22 protein-coding genes are annotated in these 18,720 nt (G+C 31.3%); 4 read left to right on the forward strand and 18 right to left on the reverse strand.

Features of this window, described 5'->3' with window-relative positions:
* Positions 1-112 precede the first annotated feature (112 nt).
* The 3 genes from HX088_RS12265 to HX088_RS12275 all read right to left on the reverse strand — a co-directional run bounded on the left by HX088_RS12265 (position 113) and on the right by HX088_RS12275 (position 2,546).
* Entirely contained in the window at positions 113-541 is a 429-nt protein-coding gene (locus HX088_RS12265) for a PH domain-containing protein (protein ID WP_260541942.1), read from the reverse strand.
* A gap of 8 nt (positions 542-549) precedes the next feature.
* A complete protein-coding gene (locus tag HX088_RS12270; RefSeq protein ID WP_286484295.1) occupies positions 550-1,440 on the reverse strand; it encodes a 3-hydroxybutyryl-CoA dehydrogenase in 891 nt (296 codons plus the stop codon).
* Positions 1,441-1,541: 101 nt separating this feature from the next.
* Entirely contained in the window at positions 1,542-2,546 is a 1,005-nt protein-coding gene (locus HX088_RS12275) for a Gfo/Idh/MocA family protein (RefSeq protein WP_225542797.1), read from the reverse strand.
* Positions 2,547-2,617: 71 nt separating this feature from the next.
* Between HX088_RS12275 and HX088_RS12280 the strand changes: the two genes are divergently transcribed.
* Positions 2,618-3,265: a protein-L-isoaspartate(D-aspartate) O-methyltransferase gene (locus tag HX088_RS12280; RefSeq protein ID WP_286484296.1), complete on the forward strand. Its 648-nt coding sequence runs from the start codon at positions 2,618-2,620 to the stop codon at positions 3,263-3,265.
* Positions 3,266-3,323: 58 nt separating this feature from the next.
* Here the strand turns inward: HX088_RS12280 and HX088_RS12285 are convergent, their stop codons facing one another.
* The 4 genes from HX088_RS12285 to HX088_RS12300 all read right to left on the reverse strand — a co-directional run bounded on the left by HX088_RS12285 (position 3,324) and on the right by HX088_RS12300 (position 6,249).
* On the reverse strand, positions 3,324-3,791 hold the full coding sequence (locus HX088_RS12285) for a PepSY-like domain-containing protein (RefSeq protein ID WP_286484297.1): 468 nt from the start codon (positions 3,789-3,791) through the stop codon (positions 3,324-3,326).
* Positions 3,792-3,807: 16 nt separating this feature from the next.
* Positions 3,808-4,236 (reverse strand): PepSY-like domain-containing protein, encoded by a 429-nt coding sequence (locus HX088_RS12290; protein ID WP_286484298.1) that lies wholly within the window; start codon positions 4,234-4,236, stop codon positions 3,808-3,810.
* A 65-nt stretch (positions 4,237-4,301) separates the two neighbouring features.
* Entirely contained in the window at positions 4,302-5,576 is a 1,275-nt protein-coding gene (locus HX088_RS12295; RefSeq protein ID WP_284583199.1) for a sensor histidine kinase, read from the reverse strand.
* A 1-nt stretch (position 5,577) separates the two neighbouring features.
* A complete protein-coding gene (locus HX088_RS12300; RefSeq protein ID WP_188319236.1) occupies positions 5,578-6,249 on the reverse strand; it encodes a response regulator transcription factor in 672 nt (223 codons plus the stop codon).
* Positions 6,250-6,344: 95 nt separating this feature from the next.
* On the opposite strand from HX088_RS12300, the gene HX088_RS12305 reads away from it, so the two are divergent.
* Positions 6,345-7,361 (forward strand): threonine aldolase family protein, encoded by a 1,017-nt coding sequence (locus HX088_RS12305; protein WP_286484299.1) that lies wholly within the window; start codon positions 6,345-6,347, stop codon positions 7,359-7,361.
* Between the two features lie 67 nt (positions 7,362-7,428).
* Positions 7,429-8,061: a CatA-like O-acetyltransferase gene (locus tag HX088_RS12310; protein WP_260541933.1), complete on the forward strand. Its 633-nt coding sequence runs from the start codon at positions 7,429-7,431 to the stop codon at positions 8,059-8,061.
* A gap of 26 nt (positions 8,062-8,087) precedes the next feature.
* Here HX088_RS12310 and HX088_RS12315 read toward each other — a convergent pair whose 3' ends face one another.
* The 5 genes from HX088_RS12315 to HX088_RS12335 all read right to left on the reverse strand — a co-directional run bounded on the left by HX088_RS12315 (position 8,088) and on the right by HX088_RS12335 (position 11,347).
* Positions 8,088-8,594 (reverse strand): regulatory protein RecX, encoded by a 507-nt coding sequence (locus tag HX088_RS12315; protein ID WP_171621798.1) that lies wholly within the window; start codon positions 8,592-8,594, stop codon positions 8,088-8,090.
* 336 nt (positions 8,595-8,930) lie between these two features.
* Positions 8,931-9,578: a ribulose-phosphate 3-epimerase gene (gene rpe / locus HX088_RS12320; RefSeq protein ID WP_286484300.1), complete on the reverse strand. Its 648-nt coding sequence runs from the start codon at positions 9,576-9,578 to the stop codon at positions 8,931-8,933.
* A gap of 83 nt (positions 9,579-9,661) precedes the next feature.
* On the reverse strand, positions 9,662-10,255 hold the full coding sequence (locus HX088_RS12325) for a hypothetical protein (RefSeq protein ID WP_225540402.1): 594 nt from the start codon (positions 10,253-10,255) through the stop codon (positions 9,662-9,664).
* Between the two features lie 45 nt (positions 10,256-10,300).
* Positions 10,301-10,897, reverse strand: coding sequence for a hypothetical protein (locus HX088_RS12330; RefSeq protein ID WP_286484301.1), 597 nt, complete (start codon positions 10,895-10,897; stop codon positions 10,301-10,303).
* Positions 10,898-10,957: 60 nt separating this feature from the next.
* Positions 10,958-11,347 carry a hypothetical protein gene (locus HX088_RS12335; protein ID WP_221411923.1) on the reverse strand — a complete coding sequence of 130 codons (390 nt, stop codon included), beginning with the start codon at positions 11,345-11,347 and terminating at the stop codon, positions 10,958-10,960.
* A 98-nt stretch (positions 11,348-11,445) separates the two neighbouring features.
* Between HX088_RS12335 and mgtE the strand changes: the two genes are divergently transcribed.
* On the forward strand, positions 11,446-12,762 hold the full coding sequence (mgtE, locus tag HX088_RS12340) for a magnesium transporter (RefSeq protein WP_286484302.1): 1,317 nt from the start codon (positions 11,446-11,448) through the stop codon (positions 12,760-12,762).
* Positions 12,763-12,799: 37 nt separating this feature from the next.
* On the opposite strand, the gene HX088_RS12345 is transcribed toward mgtE, so the two are convergent.
* From HX088_RS12345 to HX088_RS12370, 6 genes are all read right to left on the reverse strand, one after another.
* Positions 12,800-13,639, reverse strand: coding sequence for a hypothetical protein (locus HX088_RS12345; protein WP_171621793.1), 840 nt, complete (start codon positions 13,637-13,639; stop codon positions 12,800-12,802).
* A gap of 55 nt (positions 13,640-13,694) precedes the next feature.
* Positions 13,695-14,561 (reverse strand): sigma-70 family RNA polymerase sigma factor, encoded by an 867-nt coding sequence (locus tag HX088_RS12350; RefSeq protein WP_019975176.1) that lies wholly within the window; start codon positions 14,559-14,561, stop codon positions 13,695-13,697.
* A 124-nt stretch (positions 14,562-14,685) separates the two neighbouring features.
* Positions 14,686-15,627 (reverse strand): formimidoylglutamase, encoded by a 942-nt coding sequence (hutG, locus tag HX088_RS12355; protein WP_286484303.1) that lies wholly within the window; start codon positions 15,625-15,627, stop codon positions 14,686-14,688.
* Between the two features lie 2 nt (positions 15,628-15,629).
* Positions 15,630-16,235 (reverse strand): trimeric intracellular cation channel family protein, encoded by a 606-nt coding sequence (locus HX088_RS12360; RefSeq protein WP_286484304.1) that lies wholly within the window; start codon positions 16,233-16,235, stop codon positions 15,630-15,632.
* Between the two features lie 48 nt (positions 16,236-16,283).
* Positions 16,284-16,892 (reverse strand): trimeric intracellular cation channel family protein, encoded by a 609-nt coding sequence (locus HX088_RS12365; RefSeq protein ID WP_171621790.1) that lies wholly within the window; start codon positions 16,890-16,892, stop codon positions 16,284-16,286.
* A gap of 129 nt (positions 16,893-17,021) precedes the next feature.
* On the reverse strand, positions 17,022-18,404 hold the full coding sequence (locus HX088_RS12370; RefSeq protein WP_225542800.1) for a trimethylamine monooxygenase: 1,383 nt from the start codon (positions 18,402-18,404) through the stop codon (positions 17,022-17,024).
* Between the last annotated feature and the right edge of the window lie 316 nt (positions 18,405-18,720).

An 18,720-nucleotide genomic window follows, 5' to 3' on the forward strand; every position in this document is an offset into this window, starting at 1 on the left:
ATGCTACACCATATTTTACTTTTCTTGTCATAAAAAATGCCCCCAAAAGTGTCTAACTTTTTGGGGGCAGTGTATTTCCAGTAGCGCTTTTTTGTTTTGAAAACTATTTTAGTTATAAATCAATCTTAATTGATGAATTTATTTTTTGTAAATCTTGAATAAATTCGGTTTGATTTTTTGGTGAAATAATCACTGAGTCATATTTATTGTAGAATATTTCGATTCTATTTAATGACCATGCCGGAGAACTAATCATACTTTTCGTTTTTTTGATTTCAACTATTTTTTTAATGTCAATTTTAATATTCATCAAAAAACCAACTTTCACCACTAATTCTTCATTATTTACTATCTTATATGTTGTTGATAAATACATATAAATGATAAATAAAATAGTCAAAATACATACAACGATACCTATTTCATTTTGCTGAATAGAATTAAAAGAAATTCCAATGCCAACGAAAGAAAAAATTAGAAATAAGAATACGACTAAACTTACACTTAATCTCGATTGATATGTTTTAACATTCTCCTGCAACTCTCAAATTATTTCGCAAACTGAGCTGCTAATTTTTCTGCTTTTTTAGACTCTGAATAATCATAGAATCCTTCGCCCGATTTCACTCCTTTTTTACCTGCTGTTACCATGTTTACTAACAATGGACAAGGCGCATATTTAGGATTTTTGAATCCGTCGTACAACACTTCTAAAATTGATAAACAAACGTCTAAACCAATGAAATCAGCTAATTGCAATGGTCCCATTGGATGAGCCATACCTAATTTCATTACTTCGTCAATTTCTTTTACACCAGCAACACCTTCATACAACGAATAAATCGCTTCGTTAATCATAGGCATTAAAATACGATTCGCAATAAAACCAGGATAATCACTAACCTCGACAGGTGTTTTTCCTAATTTCTCTGACATTTCCATAATCGCTTTCGTAACATCATCTGTCGTATCGTATCCACGAATAATTTCGACCAATTTCATCATCGGAACTGGATTCATGAAATGCATTCCAATCACTTGTTTTGGACGACTTGTTACAGACGCAATTTTTGTAATTGAAATCGAAGAAGTATTCGATGCTAAAATTGCATTTGCAGGCGCAGCTTCATCAATTTGTTTGAAAATTTTTAATTTCAAATCTAAATTTTCTGTTGCAGCTTCTACAACTAAATCTGCATTTTTAACGGCTTCAACTGTATCTGTAAACGTTGTAATATTATTTAAAGTGGCTGTTTTATCAGCTTCAGAAATTTTTTCTTTTGCGATCATACGATCCAAATTCCCTTCGATAGTTTTCAATCCACGATCTAAACTATCTTGAGAAACGTCAACTAAATTTACGGCAAATCCTGATTGTGCAAAAACGTGAGCAATTCCATTCCCCATCGTTCCTGCTCCAATAACTGTAATGTTTTTCATTTTTTTGTATGTTTTATTTTTTATGTGTTTTATTCGCTTTTCGAAATTCGTTTTGCGTTTTGCGTTTTGCGAAATTCGTACTTCTAAATACTAACCTCGACTTATTCTTTTTCGATGGTTTGATTTTTGATGACTTGTTGCTCTTTTTCAAAATAAGCAATAATCTCCAACGCAACTTTTAATGCATTTCGTCCATCTTGTAATGATACTTTGATTGGTGTATCATTTTCGATAGAATCAGCAAAACTTTCCAATTCATCTAAAATGGCGTTATTTGGTAAAATTTCGGGATGTTCGAAACAAATTTCTCGACGATCACCTTTATCATTTTCCAAAATCATGGCATATTCGCTTGGATTTTCTGGTGCTTTGTGCATTTTAATAATCTCTGTTTTCTTTGTCAAGAAATCAATCGAAATATAAGCATTTCGTTGAAAAACACGCATTTTTCGCATATTTTTCATTGACATTCTACTTGTCGAAACATTTACCACACAACCATTTTCGAACTCAATTCGAGCATTTGCAATATCAGGTGTATCACTAATTACAGAAACGCCAGACGAATGAATAGATTTGATTTCCGATTTTACAATTGATAAAATCACATCCAAATCGTGAATCATTAAATCTAACACTACAGGAACATCTGTTCCACGCGGATTAAACTCTGCTAAACGATGCGTTTCGATAAATAATGGTTCTTCGATAAAAGGTGCAGCGGCAGTAAATGCAGGATTGAACCTTTCTACGTGTCCAACTTGCGCTTTCAGCCCTTTTTCATTTGTTAATTTTAATAAATGATCTGCTTCCTCTAACGTATGTGTAATTGGTTTTTCAACGAAAAAGTGTTTATTTTTTTCAATTACTTTCAATGCAACTTCATAATGCGATAAAGTTGGTGTTACAATATCAATAACATCAACAGCGTCAATCAATTCGTCCATCGAACTAAAAAACTTGTATCCAAATTCTGCTTCTACTTTCTTTCCATTTTCTTCAAAAGAATCAAAGAAGCCAATTAATTCGTATCTTTCCGATTGATTTAATAATTTTAAATGGATTTTTCCAAGGTGTCCAGCACCGATCACTCCTACTTTTAACATTTGGTAGATTTTGCCGTTAAAATTAATGAGAATAAGTTGTATTTAATGCATTTTTGTAAAATTTTTGGAATATGTCGGTAGACGATTTTAAACACAGAGGACGACGCAAAATGTTGGTTGATTTGTTGCGCTCAAAAGGAATTGAGGATGAGAACGTGTTGGAAGCAATCAATTTAGTTCCAAGACATTTATTTTTGGATAGTGCTTTCACTGAATTTGCTTATCGCGACGAAGCTTTTCCTATCGCAGCAGGACAAACCATTTCACATCCTTTTACAGTTGCTTTTCAAACGCAATTATTAGATATTCAGCCCAATGAAAAAGTATTAGAAATTGGAACAGGTTCTGGCTATCAGACTGCTGTTTTAGTTGCTTTAGGTGCAGAGGTTTTTACGATAGAACGTCAAAAAGATTTGTTTGATTTTTCGAAAATCATGTTGAAAAAAATCAATTTCGAGCCACGTTATCAAACGTATGGAGATGGCTACAAAGGTTTGCCTTCTTTTGCTCCTTTTGATAAAATTATTGTAACAGCTGGAGCGCCAGAGATTCCTGAAGAATTAAAAAAACAATTGAATATTGGTGGAATAATGGTGATTCCTGTAGGGGAACAATCTCAACGCATGATTGTCATTATGCGTTTATCAGAAAATCAATATGAATATTACGAATTTGGTGATTTCAAATTTGTACCGATGTTAGAAAGTCGGGATAAATAATAAAAAAATCCAACTCAATATTTGAGTTGGATTTTTTTATTATTTTATGTTGTTATTATTAAGGTTGAACACGAATAAATTCACCTGAAGCATTAAAGATTAAATCAAGATCATTTGTTAACTCAACTTCAAAGCCTTCATACGTTTTCTCTATTTGATTAATTTTCAAAGTAGGATAATTGGTGTTGATATACGACACAATTGAAGGCAATATAAAACCTGTTGGAATACTACGATTTCCTTCTGCTTCCACTTTTAACCAAGTTCCATTCTGATCAAAATCAATTTCATCTCTATTCACAAAATCAACCTCGTACATTGTTCCATCTATTTTGGCTGGACTATATTTCTCTATTCGTGCAATTTCAATTCCAGAAAAATACGTCGTTACAAAACTTCTACCTTCTTCGGGAAGTGTTTTTAATTCTACCGTTTGCGTTGTTGTTGTATCGTCATCATTATTACAAGATGTTGTTACCAATGCAAACATTGTAAATAAGGCTGTTCCTAAAAATATTTTTTTCATTATTATGTTTTTCTAATTAATCTTCTATTTTCTTAAAATTTCCGTTTTTATCAAATTTCACTTCCAAACCATTCGATAATTTTACTTCAAACCCATTACGATCTCGTTCAATTTTTGTGATTTTTGTGTTGGGAAAACTTCTCTTTACATAAGTAGAAATTTTAGCTGGTACAAAACCTGTCGGAATCGGATTTCTTTTTCCGTCAACTTCTTTCCAACTTCCATCGCTGTCAAATTCTATTTTTGTTCCATTCAACAAATACACTTTGTATTCTTTCGAGAAAAAATCATCTTCTAACATCGAAGAGCCAACTTGTTTTGAACCAAAATATTGGTTTACAAATTTTTGACCATCTTTTGGTACTTGATTATAATTAATTGGTTTATCTTGAGCAAATGATACCAAAGTAAAACCTAACATGATAATACTAAAAAACTTTTTCATTTTTGTTTGATTATTAAATTATAGAACAAAGTTGAGAAGTGAATTAGGAAAGATTTGGGAATAAATTATTTTTTCAAAATAAATTGATGAAAAGTTTCTTTGTATTGATAGTTTAACTTTAAATAATGTTGATTTTTTATAATCGTATCGACAATCGAAAGGCCTAATCCATTGCTTCCTTCACTTGCTCCTTGTTTATAGAAACGCTTGAAGATTAATTTTTCATTCAACGATTTTTCATTTCCAGTATTCGAAATTATCAATTGATTAAAATCACTTTCTATCTTCATCATCTTTTGTTCGTTGTTATGCTTAATAGCATTTCGAATTAAATTGGAAATTAAAATTTGCGCTAAATCCAAATTAAATTCTATGATAAAATCTTCTTTGAAATCAGTTTCTAATCTTATTTCTTCCACTTCTAAAATCGATTCATAATCTTCGAGCAAATCTTTTGTAAGCGCTGTAAAATTAACTTTTACATTGTTTTTATATTGATTATTATCTATTCGAGAAAGCATCAACAACGACTTGTTTAAGCTCACCATTCGCCAAAGGGTTTGTTTAGTTTCAACTAAATCTAATATCTCCTTCTCTGGAATATCTGGGCTTTCAATCAATAAATCAAGTTTATTCAAAGCTATTGTTAAAGGTGTTTGCAATTCGTGTGAAGCGTTTTCTATGAATAATTTTTGCGAATTAAAAACCTCTTCATTTCGATTCATCATGCGTTGAATTTCGTTCTGTAAAAAATAAAATTCCTTTACATTCGTATCGACAACCGTTGGTTTTTCATTATTCCCAACTTCATACTTTCTTAATTGCGTTATAATCTGATCAAATGGTTTGAATGCTTTTTTTAAACCGTAATGATTAATCAACAAAATACTGATTAAAATAAATACATAAAGAGCCAACAAAGAAATCGTTAAATCATAAATCAAATCATCTTCCTCTACTGTAGAAGTCCTAATTTCTAACGAATAGGGTTGATTATTTTTATCATAAAAACCTGTTCTCAAAACCCTGTATGGTTCCATATCTTCGTCATATTCCATGTAAACCATTTCATTTGAGAATCGATTTGTTTCATCGTATTGAGCTTGATCAATTTTTGTGATTCTGAATTGACTTAATCCAAATTCTGTTGTTTTCAACAAACTTTCATCAAGAAATACCTCCCGTAAAATTTCTATTTTTTGATTTTTTAAACCATCATCTACATTGTCATATACTTCATCCAAGATCAACGAACGAAATAAAAATGCCCAAATTGCAATAATAATTAACAACCAAAATGTTAGGTAACGAAAGGTGTAGTTTTTTAGTGATATTTTCATATTAAATCAACTTATAACCGATCCCATAAACTGCCTGCAAATCTGCTTCGGAATTCGCTTCTTTCAACTTTTTTCTTAGGTTTTTTATTTGAGAATAAATAAAATCCAAATTATCAGACATCTCGATATGATCGCCCCAAACGCTTTCTGCTAAAGTTGTTTTCTGAAAAACACGTTCGGGTCTCAACATAAAATAGTACAGTAAATCATATTCTTTTCTATTTAATTTTAACTCGACTTCGTTTACTTTCACCAACCGATCTTCAGGATAAATACGAATATTTTTATACGTTAAGATATCCTCTCCTTTCTGAAGTTTTTTGCGAAAAGCAACTTTTATTCGAGCCAATAATTCAGCAAAATGAAAAGGTTTTGCTAAATAATCATCCGCTCCAACCAACAAACCTTCCACTTTATCATCAACCGAATCCTTTGCTGATAAAATAATCACCGATGTTTCTTTTTGAAGTTTTTTTAATTCCTTTAGCAACGACATTCCATCTCCATCTGGAAGCATCATATCCAATAAAATACAATCATAATCAAACGAAATTATTTTATCTAAAGCTTGTTTATAATTGTCTGCACTTTCTACAATCATTTTTTCTTTTTCTAAAAATTCAACAATTGTTTCTTGCAGTTTTATTTCATCTTCAACGACTAAAATTTTCATAATTTGGGTTTAATTAATTCGTAAAAATAGAATGTAAAATAGGAAAGATTTAGGAAAACCATTACTTTTATTGTCATAAAGATAAGCTTTCAATTTTGAAAAAATATAGTTTTAAAAACGATTATAGCGAAGGTGCACATCCTTCAATTTTACAACGATTAGTCGAAACTAATACGATACAAAGTATTGGTTATGGTGAAGATGAGTTTTGTAATGAAGCACGAGAATTAATCCTTAAATACTTGAAAAAAGATTCGGCTATTCATTTTGTTTCTGGTGGAACGCAAGCTAATTTAATTGTGATTTCGTCTATTCTAAAACCTCACGAGTCTGTGATTGCAGCAGAAAGTGGACATATTGCGGTTCACGAAACTGGCGCAATAGAAGCAACAGGGCATAAGGTAAATACAATTGTGACAAATAATGGGAAAATTACGCCTGAACAAATTGCTGTTGTTTTGAATATGCATACAGACGAACATATGGTAAAACCAAAATTGGTTTACATCTCAAATTCTACCGAAGTCGGAAGTGTGTACACAAAAATAGAATTACAACATCTTTATAAATTTTGTCAAGAAAACAATTTGTATCTTTTTGTTGATGGTGCACGTTTGGCATCTGCTTTAACTTCTTCTAAATGCGATTTGACTTTGGAAGATATGGCGAATTATACTGATGTTTTTTATATCGGTGGCACGAAAAATGGTGCTCTTTTAGGGGAAGCAATAGTGATAAATAATTTAAAACTGAATGAAGATTTTCGTTATCATATCAAGCAGAAAGGTGGAATGTTAGCGAAAGGAAGATTGATTGGAATTCAGTTTTCGGAAATGTTTCGGGATAATTTATTTTTCGAAATGGGAAAACATGCCAACCAAATGGCCGAAAAATTAGCAAAAGGGATTTCAGCTAAAGGTTATGATTTTCTTACTGAACCATCTTCTAACCAAATCTTTCCTATTTTACCAAATATTGTTATCGAAAAATTACAGCAAGATTTTGATTTTTTTATTTGGGAAAAAATAGATGAAGAGAATTCTGCTATAAGATTAGTTACTTCATGGGTAACACTAGAAGAACAGGTCGATAATTTTATTCAAGCTGTATAGAAAAAAATATTTTCAATAAACATCAAATAAAAACTTCTTTTCAAAAAGTAGCTTTTATTTTTGCAGCATGAAACAAAAATTTAATCCTGAAGGTTGGAATCGAATTGAACATTTTAATATGTTCTCGAAAATGGATAATCCGTATGTCGGAATAGTTGCAGAGGTTGAATGCTCGAAAGCGTATCAATTTGCCAAAGCAAATCACGTTTCTTTTTTTGCCCTTTACTTATTTGCTTCTATGCAAGCTGAAAATAAAATCAATGAGTTTAAATTTCGATTAGAGAATAATGAAATTTTCGTGTACAATCAGTTAGATTGCGGAACAACAATTGGTCGAAAAGATGGAACTTTTGGTTTTGCATTCATGAATTTCACTGAAGATTTTGAAGATTTTAATGCGCAATTACAAGAACAAATAAAAAGTGTTGAACGTTGTGAAGGATTGCATATCAAAAACGAAGATATTACGGAAGGATTGGTGCGTCATTCTACTTTTCCTTGGTCGAGATTTACAGGTTTAACGCAACCAAGTAATTTTGAAACAGAAGAATCTATTCCTCGAATTATTTTCGGAAAAGCATACACACAAAATAATAAAATGTACATGCCTGTTTCGGTAGAAGCAAATCATGGTTTTGTAGATGGTTTTCATTTAGCGAATTATCTACAAGAGTTTGAAAACGAATTGAGTAAGTGTTAAAAAGAGGAATGTTAATATTCCTCTTTTTAATTTTCTTTTTCTAATTCGATTTCTTTTATTGCATCATTCATTAGATCAAATTCATAACCTTTGTATGCTAAATATGCTTTTACTTTATTTGTTTTTTTGAACGATTCGCGCTCAGAAGCTAATAATCTAAACTTTTTTCGAGTTAAATGCAGTAAATTATTCCAATATTTATCTAAATCGATTTCTTCTTTAAATGCTTTCTCAATTAATTTTTGATCAATCTGTCGAATTTTTAATTCTTGACGAAGACGATTTCTTCCCCACATTTTTTGATTGACTTTTCCACGGACAAAACTATGCACAAAACGTTCTTCATTTAGAAAACCATAATGAATAAGTTTAAAAATAATTTCATCTTTTGCTTCTGGAATCAAATCAAAATCGCGTAATTTTTTTTCTACTTCCCAATGACAACGATCTTGATAAAGACAATATTTTGCCATTTTATCTTTGATTTCATCAATTGTATAAATCTTTTTTGAATTGTCTTTGGAGAAGTTCATGGTACAAAGTTAGGGAATAAATTAGCCAATTCGAAAATGTATTAATTTGAAAACATTTAAGTTTGACAAGAAGTTTAAAGATTCTTCGACAGGATTAGAATGACAAACGTTAGATGTACGTTTAATAGTTAAGACACAAAGTTTCTTCTATTAAAACTAACTCAGAGTGCTAACTAAATGAGAACAAAACTAAAAATTGCGTTAGGGATTGCAGTGGAAATCCTTTGCTGAATAGCAAAGATTGCAACGAAAAGCCCGCCCGAAGGGAATGCCCAAAAAACAAAAAAACTGAACCATCGCTGATTCAGTTTTTAACATATGTTGATAAGTATAGACTTATGCTTTTTTTAACGCTTCGATGTACGCCGTAGGATTTTCTGCATTGAAAACTGCTGACCCCGCAACCAACGCATCTGCACCAGCCTCAACTAATTTTGATGCATTTTGAATACCAACTCCTCCGTCAATCTCGATGATAACATTTGCATTTGCTTCCGTAATCATTTGTTTTAATTTAGAAACTTTATTGTACGTGTTCTCGATGAATTTTTGTCCTCCAAAACCTGGGTTAACACTCATGATTAACACCAAATCTAAATCGTTAATTACATCTTCTAAAACTGAAACAGGCGTATGCGGATTGAGTGCCACACCGGCTTTCATTCCTTCTGCTTTTATCGCTTGTATTGTACGATGTAAGTGGGTACACGCCTCGTAATGCACGGTTAAAATATCTGCACCAACTTGTTTGAAAGTCGAAATGTAACGGTCTGGATCAACAATCATCAAATGCACATCAAGCACTTTGTTTGTTAATGAATTGATTTTATCGATAATTGGCATTCCATACGAGATGTTCGGAACAAAAACGCCGTCCATTACATCTAAATGAAACCATTCTGCTTGTGAATTATTAACCATTTCGATGTCTTTTGCTAAGTTTCCGAAATCGGCTGCTAAAATTGATGGTGCTACTATTGGCATACTTTTTTGTTTGTTGTTTGTATTTTGTGGTGCAAAGGTAAGGAAATAAAAAAATCGTTGAAAACTCAACGATTTATATTTTTTTAGAAATTATATCCAACTCGAAAACCTAAATCTAAGGCAACTCCAGTTGTCATTTCTTTCTTGCTTTTTCTACTATCATTTATTGTATCGTAATAGTAATAATGCTCATCTTGATAAAGAGAAAGTCCTAATCCTGTGTAAAACTCATAAAAAAAGTTTTGCGCAAAAGAACGTTTCAATCCATAATTAAATGTAATTGACCCCTGCGGATTCACTGTAACATTGTCTTTATTTGTACTCGTTAGCCAATCTGGAATAAAATCTCCTTTTAACGCAATGTAATTTCCTGAATTATTTTTTGTATTTTTTCCTTTAGAAATTCTTCGATTAAAATTATAATAATGGCGTCCTTCTAAGGCAAAACGAGTTGTAAAAATATAATCAAAATCACTACCTCCATAATATGAATCGCTCGAATAAGAAAATCCGCCCATATAATCTAAAGTTCCTACAGCTGTAAAATTATCGTTTAACGCTTTTTCGTATTGAATTCCAATTCCGATAAAACTGATATTTGCGTTAAATAAATCGGTTGCTTTTTCTTGTGCAAACAAAGAAGATGATAAGAGTAGAGTAAATAGTGTTTTTTTCATTTTTAGTGTTAATTTTCAAGACGAATATATTATTTTTTTAATACTTTAAAAATTATAACCGATTCTAAAACCTACATCAATAGAAGTTTCAGAAGAATTAATATTATAATACGCTTCATGACGCTCTTTATTTTCGCTTAAATAAGAAGTATTGAGTATTTTTTCTTGTGTAAATATAATTCCAGGTCCTCCATAAAACTCGAAGAAAAGATTTTTATTAAAAGATCTTCTTATTCCATAATTAAAAGCAACAATTCCTCTTTTTTCTAAAGTTTTACCATCATCATTAGTGGTAGTTAACCAATCTGGATAAATACTTCCTTTGAAAGCTAAGTAATTTGCACTATTATTTTTTGTGTTTTTTCCATTTGAAATACGCTTATCAAAATTATAATAATAACGTCCTTCCAAAGATAATTTTAACGTATAAAGACCTTTCAGATCAAAATCTAATACATGACCAACACTGTAAAAAACGCCCATATATTCCACGGTAGCTTGTCCTGTAAAATTATCATTAATAGCTTTTTCATATTGAGCACCAAAACCCATAAAATTAAGACTAAGCCCAACTAAATCTGTTGCTTTTTCTTGAGCAAAAAGAGAAGATGATAATAAGAAAGTAAATATTAGTTTTTTCATTTTCAGTGTTAATTAATTCAATACGAATATAACTGAAAAAATGATTCAGAAAAATTATTTTTAATCCAAGAAAACTCTATTGTCAATAAAGTTATAAGGTTCTTCGTCTTTCAATTCTTCGTTGATAATAAAATGAATCGAATCTTTTGACATAAAAATATAAGTATAAATATCTGCCATCTCATCAGAATCTCTAAACTCGTAATATTCATCACCAATCGTACACCAAACGCCTTCGTCTTCAGAAAAAGTTACACGATCATCACTGTGAATGGTCTTAAAGTTAACCGTCATTGTGCCGTCAGCTTTTCTATTGACCATCCAACTATTTGTTTCTCCTTTAAAAAATTTCCCATGATCAGTTCCAGACCAAATTCCAACGAATCTGTCATCTACATCCATAGATTTTATATACTCTTTCATTTGGTTTTGATCAGCTTTGTTCATCATGATTTTCTATATTAAAATTAGCTTAAAAGTAGCCAATCTATACTTCTTCTCATCTCAAAAAGACTTAATTTGCAGCTTGGGATAAAAACAACAAATTTATGGAAAATAATATGCTTAATCAACATCCAGCAGATATTGCCGAACAATTGACTGCACTGAACGTAAAGGAAAGAAATATAGCTTTTTATATGCTTTCTAATGATAAAGTGGATGTATTCTCCTATTTTGACCCTGATGTTCAATATGAAATTGTTAAAAGTTTAACTGACGAAGATTTAGCAGATGTTTTGAATAACTTAGATCCTGATGATAGAACTGAACTTTTTGAGAATTTTCCAGATGAGTTAATTAAACATTCAATCAATCTTTTGAATCCTGATGAACGCGCAATTGCATTGAGTCTAATTGGTTATCATGAAGATTCCATTGCTCGATTAATGACTCCAAATTATATTCAAGTAAAGGAACATTATACCGTAAAACAAGTTTTGGCACATATCAAAAAATATGGAAAAAAAGCCGAAACATTGACGTACATTTTTATTGTTGATGGTAAAAATAGATTAATTGATGATTTAAAAATCGGAGAAATCCTTTTAGCTGATGAAGAAACTAAAATGGAAGATTTGATAGATCATAATTTTGTTTCTATCACAACAACAACTCCTTTAGAAGAAGCTTTAGAGGTCTTTGATAAATACGATCGATCTGCGATGCCTATTGTTACAGAAAACAATGTGTTGGTTGGAATTGTCACATTTGATGATATTTTGGATCGAATGAAAATGAGGGATACAGAAGATATTCAGAAATTCGGAGGAATGGAAGAGCTGGATGTTTCGTATACAAAAACTCCTATTGTAGAATTAATAAAAAAAAGAGCTGGATGGTTAGTGATTCTTTTTATTGGAGAAATGTTTACTGCTTCTGCTATGAGCTATTACGATGATGAAATTGAAAAAGCTGTGGTGCTTGCTCTATTTGTTCCTTTGATTATTTCGAGTGGAGGTAATTCTGGTTCGCAAGCAGCTTCGCTGATTATTCGTGCGATGGCTTTGGGCGAATTGAAACTAAAAGACTGGTGGTATGTCATGAAAAAAGAATTTGCTTCGGGATTAATCTTAGGTGCAATCCTTGGTTTCGTTGGCTTCATTCGAATTTTTATTTGGCAAGAATTAGGTATTTACAGCTATGGAGAATATTGGCTGTATGTAGCTTTAACAGTAGCCTTATCTCTAATTGTCATTGTTTTATGGGGAACACTTTCTGGATCTTTAGTTCCATTTATTTTGAGAAAAATTGGATTTGATCCCGCAACAGCATCTTCGCCTTTTGTTGCTACATTAGTCGATGTTTCTGGATTAATTATTTACTTTACAATTGCCGCAATTTTATTAAGTGGAAAATTATTATAACGAAAAACTCCAACTAAATTTAGTTGGAGTTTTTAATTTATTTTTTTCTTGTATCAATAAATTCGTAATTATTATTATTCTGATTAAATGATAAATCAAAAACTTTAAATTTTATTTGATTTACATTCAAAACTTCAAATGTATAAACATCTGTCATTCCAGAATCTTCATGATACTCGTAAAACTTATTATCTTTTACCCACCATTTTCCTTTCTCAATATGATTTTCTGTTTTTCTTCCTTTCATTTTAGTTTTAAAATCTAAAACAAAAGTTCCATCAATATTTCGAGTCATTGTCCATTCTTTAGACACTCCTTCTATTTGATTATCCTTTTCCGAACCTTCCCAAATACCTACTAATCTAGCATCTTGAACACCATCTGAAGAGTCATGTGAAAAACCATTTATTTTATCGCTCATATTCATCAATTTCTGCATAGATTTTGCTTTGAATATAGAATATTGCTCTTCATAATAACTTGTTTGATCGGATGATTTTTCTTCATCAAATTTTTCTGATCGAAATCCTAAAACTTGTTTCTTCTTTTTAAGTTTAAAATTGACTTGATTTTGATTTATCTTATAAGAAAACTCGTCATTGTATTCTTCTCCAATTTCTGTATAAAGATCATTATTCGTGTTCCAATGTCCAACTTCTTTCGCATAGATCGAATCATTATTGTAAATCAACTCTAAAAATAATGTAAATGTTCCATCAGCTTTTCTATCAATAAAAGCATTTCCTTTTACAGGATCATTTTTTGTTGGATAGATTGTAGATTTCCAAAATCCAACTAAATTTTGATCAATTTTCTTTTGACCGAAAGAATAAGTTGAAAAAAGTATAAGAGTAAATAGTAAAATAAAGTTTCTCATAAAGTGTTTTAATATTTATAAAAAAAGCAGCTTATTTAGCTGCTTTCTTATGTTTTTATCGTCCAATATACGTTTTCAAGATTTTAGATCTTGACGTATGTTTTAAACGACGAATTGCTTTTTCTTTAATTTGACGAACTCGTTCTCTTGTTAAATCAAACGTTTCACCAATTTCTTCTAACGTCATCGGATGTTGACCGTTTAATCCGAAGTATAAACGAATTAAATCAGCTTCACGAGGTGTTAATGTTTGTAAAGCACGTTCAATCTCTACTCTTAAAGATTCGATCATCAACTGAACGTCTGGAGATGGAGATTCACCAATATTTAATACATCATATAAGTTAGAATCTTCTCCTTCTACTAATGGCGCATCCATTGAGACGTGACGACCAGAGTTTTTCATCGACTCTTTTACATCACCTTCAGACATATCCAATACTTCAGAAATTTCTTCCGCAGATGGAGCACGCTCATGTTCTTGCTCTAATAAAGCATACGCTTTATTAATTTTATTAATTGATCCAATTTTATTTAATGGTAAACGAACGATACGAGATTGCTCTGCTAATGCTTGTAAGATCGATTGACGAATCCACCAAACGGCATACGAGATAAATTTGAAACCACGCGTTTCGTCAAAACGTTGCGCAGCTTTAATCAAACCTAAGTTTCCTTCATTAATTAAATCTGGTAAACTTAATCCTTGATTTTGGTATTGTTTCGCAACAGAAACTACGAAACGTAAGTTTGCTTTTGTTAATTTTTCTAAGGCAACACGATCTCCTGCTTTGATACGTTGTGCTAACTCTACTTCCTCCTCCGCTGTAATCAAATCTACTTTACCAATCTCTTGTAAGTATTTATCCAACGACGCAGTTTCACGATTCGTTACCTGCTTTGTAATTTTAAGCTGTCTCATTTAACTAAAACCCTCCTATTATTAATGATTATTATCGATTTCTTTTGATGTTTTATCAACACCTCTATATATGTATACGCAGATAACAGAAAAAGGTTACAAAATATTGTAAATTATTTCATAATTAATGTCTTAAAACTTCGTAAATCATTTGTGCAGAGAGTTTCGCTGTGGAGTTATCAACATCAAAAAGCGAATTATACTCGACTAAATCAAAAATTTTGACTTTATTCGAATTCATTAAAACCTTCAAAATATATTTTACTTGAAAAGGAGTCAAACCATTAATTGTCGTTGCACTTACACCAGGTGAATAAGCTGCATCAAAAACATCCATATCCAATGACACATAAAGTGCATCATATTGTTGAATGATAATTTTTAGGTCTTCTAAAATTTTATTCAGATTTAAGTGTACTTCATCGGCCATGATAAACTTAACACCTAAGTTTTCTGCTCGATAAAATAATGCTTTCGTATTTCCCAATTCTTGAATACCAATTGGAATATAATTAAAATTCATTTCGTTTTGTTCGCAATACTTTGCCATTTCATAAAATGGTGTGCCAGAAGTAGATTGCGGATTTGGCGTTCTCAAATCAAAATGCGCATCAAGATTGATAATTCCAATATTTTGATGTGATTGTGCTAAAGCTAAAAAATCGCCCAAAGCTGTTTCGTGTCCACCGCCAATCACTATCGGAAAATGATTTTGTTTGATGATTTTATGAACTTGATTAACCTGTTCTTCTCTCGCAGTTTCTAAATCTTTGTCGTCGCAAACAATATTTCCAGTATCAAAAATAAAATCTGTTTCAGAAAAATGCAAAGGCAAATTGGCTAATGCTTTTCGAATGAAATCTGGTGAATTCTTTGCGCCAATTCGTCCTTTATTTCGTTCAACTCCTTCTTCTGAACAAAAACCAAGAATTACTTTTGGTTGAATGGATGCTGATTCAAATTTATCATAATCAGTGATGACTTGATGAATTCTTAAACCTAATTCTCCGTCTTCAGAATCAATTCTTCCTGTCCAATTTTCTTGATTAAATGGTGTTTTTTGCATGATTAATAAAATTTAGGTAAAGACAATTTATATTTCACAGTTACAATACGAATTGCAGCAATAATAGCTCCTGAGATAATAAAATTTATATTTCGATCTAATCCGAAACTATCAAAAACTAAATACATTATTCCACCTGCAATACATGCCATTGCGTAAATTTCTTTTACAAAAACTGTAGGTGTTCTGTTCATTAAAACATCTCGTAACATTCCGCCCATCACGGCTGTCATCATTCCCATCATCACAGCTATAAAATCATTTGCACCTAAAGAGTGTGCTTTTTCTAAACCTACTATTGTAAATAAAGCGATTCCTAATGTATCAAAAAGCATTAAAGTAATTCGTAAACGTGAAAAATACTTAAAAAATATTCCTGCTAATAAAATTCCTGCAAAAACGGCATAAATCACATTCATATCGCTAATCCAAACCAACGGATAACTATTCAAAAATAAATCGCGCAAGGTTCCTCCTCCAACAGCAGTTATAAAAGCAAAACAAGCGATTCCAAACCAATCGTGTTTTCGTCTTTCATCACCAGCTAAAGCACCTGAAATTGCGAATACAACAGTTCCGAATAATTCAAAAATGTATTGAATTTCCATGTATAAAAATTAATTTGCTAAGATAGTTAAAGGATTTTAATCTTCTTGTTAATGACTTTTGAACTTAGGCAAGGACAAATTGTATTTTACTGCAGCCAAACGAATAGCAACAATTGCTCCGCCAGAAATAAAGAAATTAACATTACGACTAATATCCAATTGCCATAAAATTAAATATATAATTGCACCACAAAGACATGCAAACGCATAAATTTCTTTTTTGAAAATTATTGGAACTTCGTTCAACATCATGTCGCGTATAACAGAACCAAATACCGCTGTAAACATTCCCATGACTGGTGCAATGACAGGATGTATCCCAAGATTTAAAGCTTTTTCTAAACCAACTATCGTAAACAACGCAATTCCCAACGTATCGAAAAGCATAAAGGTTTTGCGTAGATTGAGTAACGGTTTATAAAAAATTGCAGCCAGAATAACACCAATTGCAACAGCATATATAAGGTTAACATCTTTGATCCACATAATCTCTACAGAAAGCAAAATATCACGTACTGTTCCTCCTCCAATTGAAGTTAAGAATGCAATAAAGGTTACACCAAACCAATCGTTACCTGATTTTTCGTCTGCAGCTAAAGCGCCAGAAATCCCAAAAAAAAGTGTTCCAAATAATTCGAAAAAATATTGAATTTCCATTTCTATTGTTTTACATCATATTGAGTTAAAATATTCAAAAGAATCATTTTTCATTGTTAAAAATGATGTTTAAATATACAATCGAAAAATAAAAAAAGACTAACATAATTGTTAGTCTTTTTGATTGTATTAATAATAATTTGTTTTTTCTAACTCTTTCTCATCAATTGGATCTTCATCTAAATATCGTTCTAAACTATCATCCAATTCCTTCATCCAAGGTGTATGATGTTTTTCTGCTTTTGTTTGGTCCATAACAGATGTGAATGTTTTATCGCGATAAGTCAAAATATTTTCTTCTTTATCTTTTAACCAAACTTTGAACATTTCGGCAACTTTATCCAAATCAAACATTGGATAATCTGTTAATTCAATCAAATCTTTAATATAATTTGTTTGAAAATCAACATGATCATCTGCTGAAATACATTTACTTTCATCTTCCATCCATTTTTGAATATCAGTCTGAATAGCTTCTTTAGAAGGTAAATTAATTCGACCTAAAATATAATCTCGTGCAAACCATGCTTGTGCATCAAACATATTGAATGTATAATATTGATCTTGCATTCCCAAAAATAACAATTGAGCGTTAACATCTGATATTACACCTTTATACATCCCTTCTGGATACAGACAATTTTTGGTTTTTAGACGTAAATTATCTGGTAAAAATGGAAACTTATGTTGATAACCTGTACACATGATAACAGAATCAAACTCTTTTACAGTTCCATTTTTAAAAAAAGCCTTTTTATCCTCAAAATGTGTTACCAAAGGTAATTCTTCTATCCCTTGTGGCCATTTACAATCAATCGGATTCGTACGATATGAAATCGTAACTGACTTAGTACCGTGTTTATAACATTGTACGGCAATATCTTCTGCAGAATAACTACTACCAATCAACAAGATATCTTGATCAATAAAAGGATCTGCACCACGAAAATCATGCGCATGCATTACATTTCCTGTGTAATTTTCTATTCCTTTAAAATAAGGCATATTTGGTGTAGAAAAATGCCCTGTTCCGACAACTAAATAATCAAAAAACTCTTCAAAAGTTTCATTTTTCTTTAAATCATCAAAAACAACACGAAATTGCTTCTTCTCTTCTACATAATCTACCCACCTTGCAACGGTATTAAACTGTATGTACTTTCGTGCATTACTTTGTTTAATCCTTCCTTGTATATAATCAAACAAAACTTCTCGCGGTGGATAAGAAGATATTGTTTGATCAAAATGCTCAGAAAACGTATAATCCGCAAATTCTAAACATTCTTTTGGTCCATTCGACCACAAATATTTATACATACTGCCGTGTAACGGCTCTCCGTATTTACCTACACCTGTACGCCAAGTGTAATTCCACATTCCTCCCCAGTTGTCTTGCTTCTCAAAACATTTAATTTCTGGAATTTTGTTACCTTTCTTTTCTTCCGACTCGAATGCTCTTAACATAGCTAAACCACTTGGTCCAGCACCGATAATGCCTACTTTTAAACCCATGAATTGTTTTTAATTAAACTTATATGAACTACTCAACTATCTCGCGATAGTAACTGATTATTTTGTCTGAAACGACCTGATATAGAATTTCAAAAATTCTATTTTATAATGAAAAAATAGAACGTGCAATAACCTGCACCAAATTAAGAGATAGAACATCTCTTGATGAATAAATCTTATTCAAAATTTTTTTAAAGATACGAAAAATTTAGCTAACAAACAAATAATCATATTCTCTGGGCGTTCCCTCGCCAACAAAATTATAATTAAATAGTAAAAAATTCCTACGCTCGGTCGGGCTATCCGCTGCAATCTT

The organism is Empedobacter sp. 225-1 (genome assembly GCF_030328185.1).
In the GTDB taxonomy this organism is placed as follows: domain Bacteria; phylum Bacteroidota; class Bacteroidia; order Flavobacteriales; family Weeksellaceae; genus Empedobacter; species Empedobacter stercoris.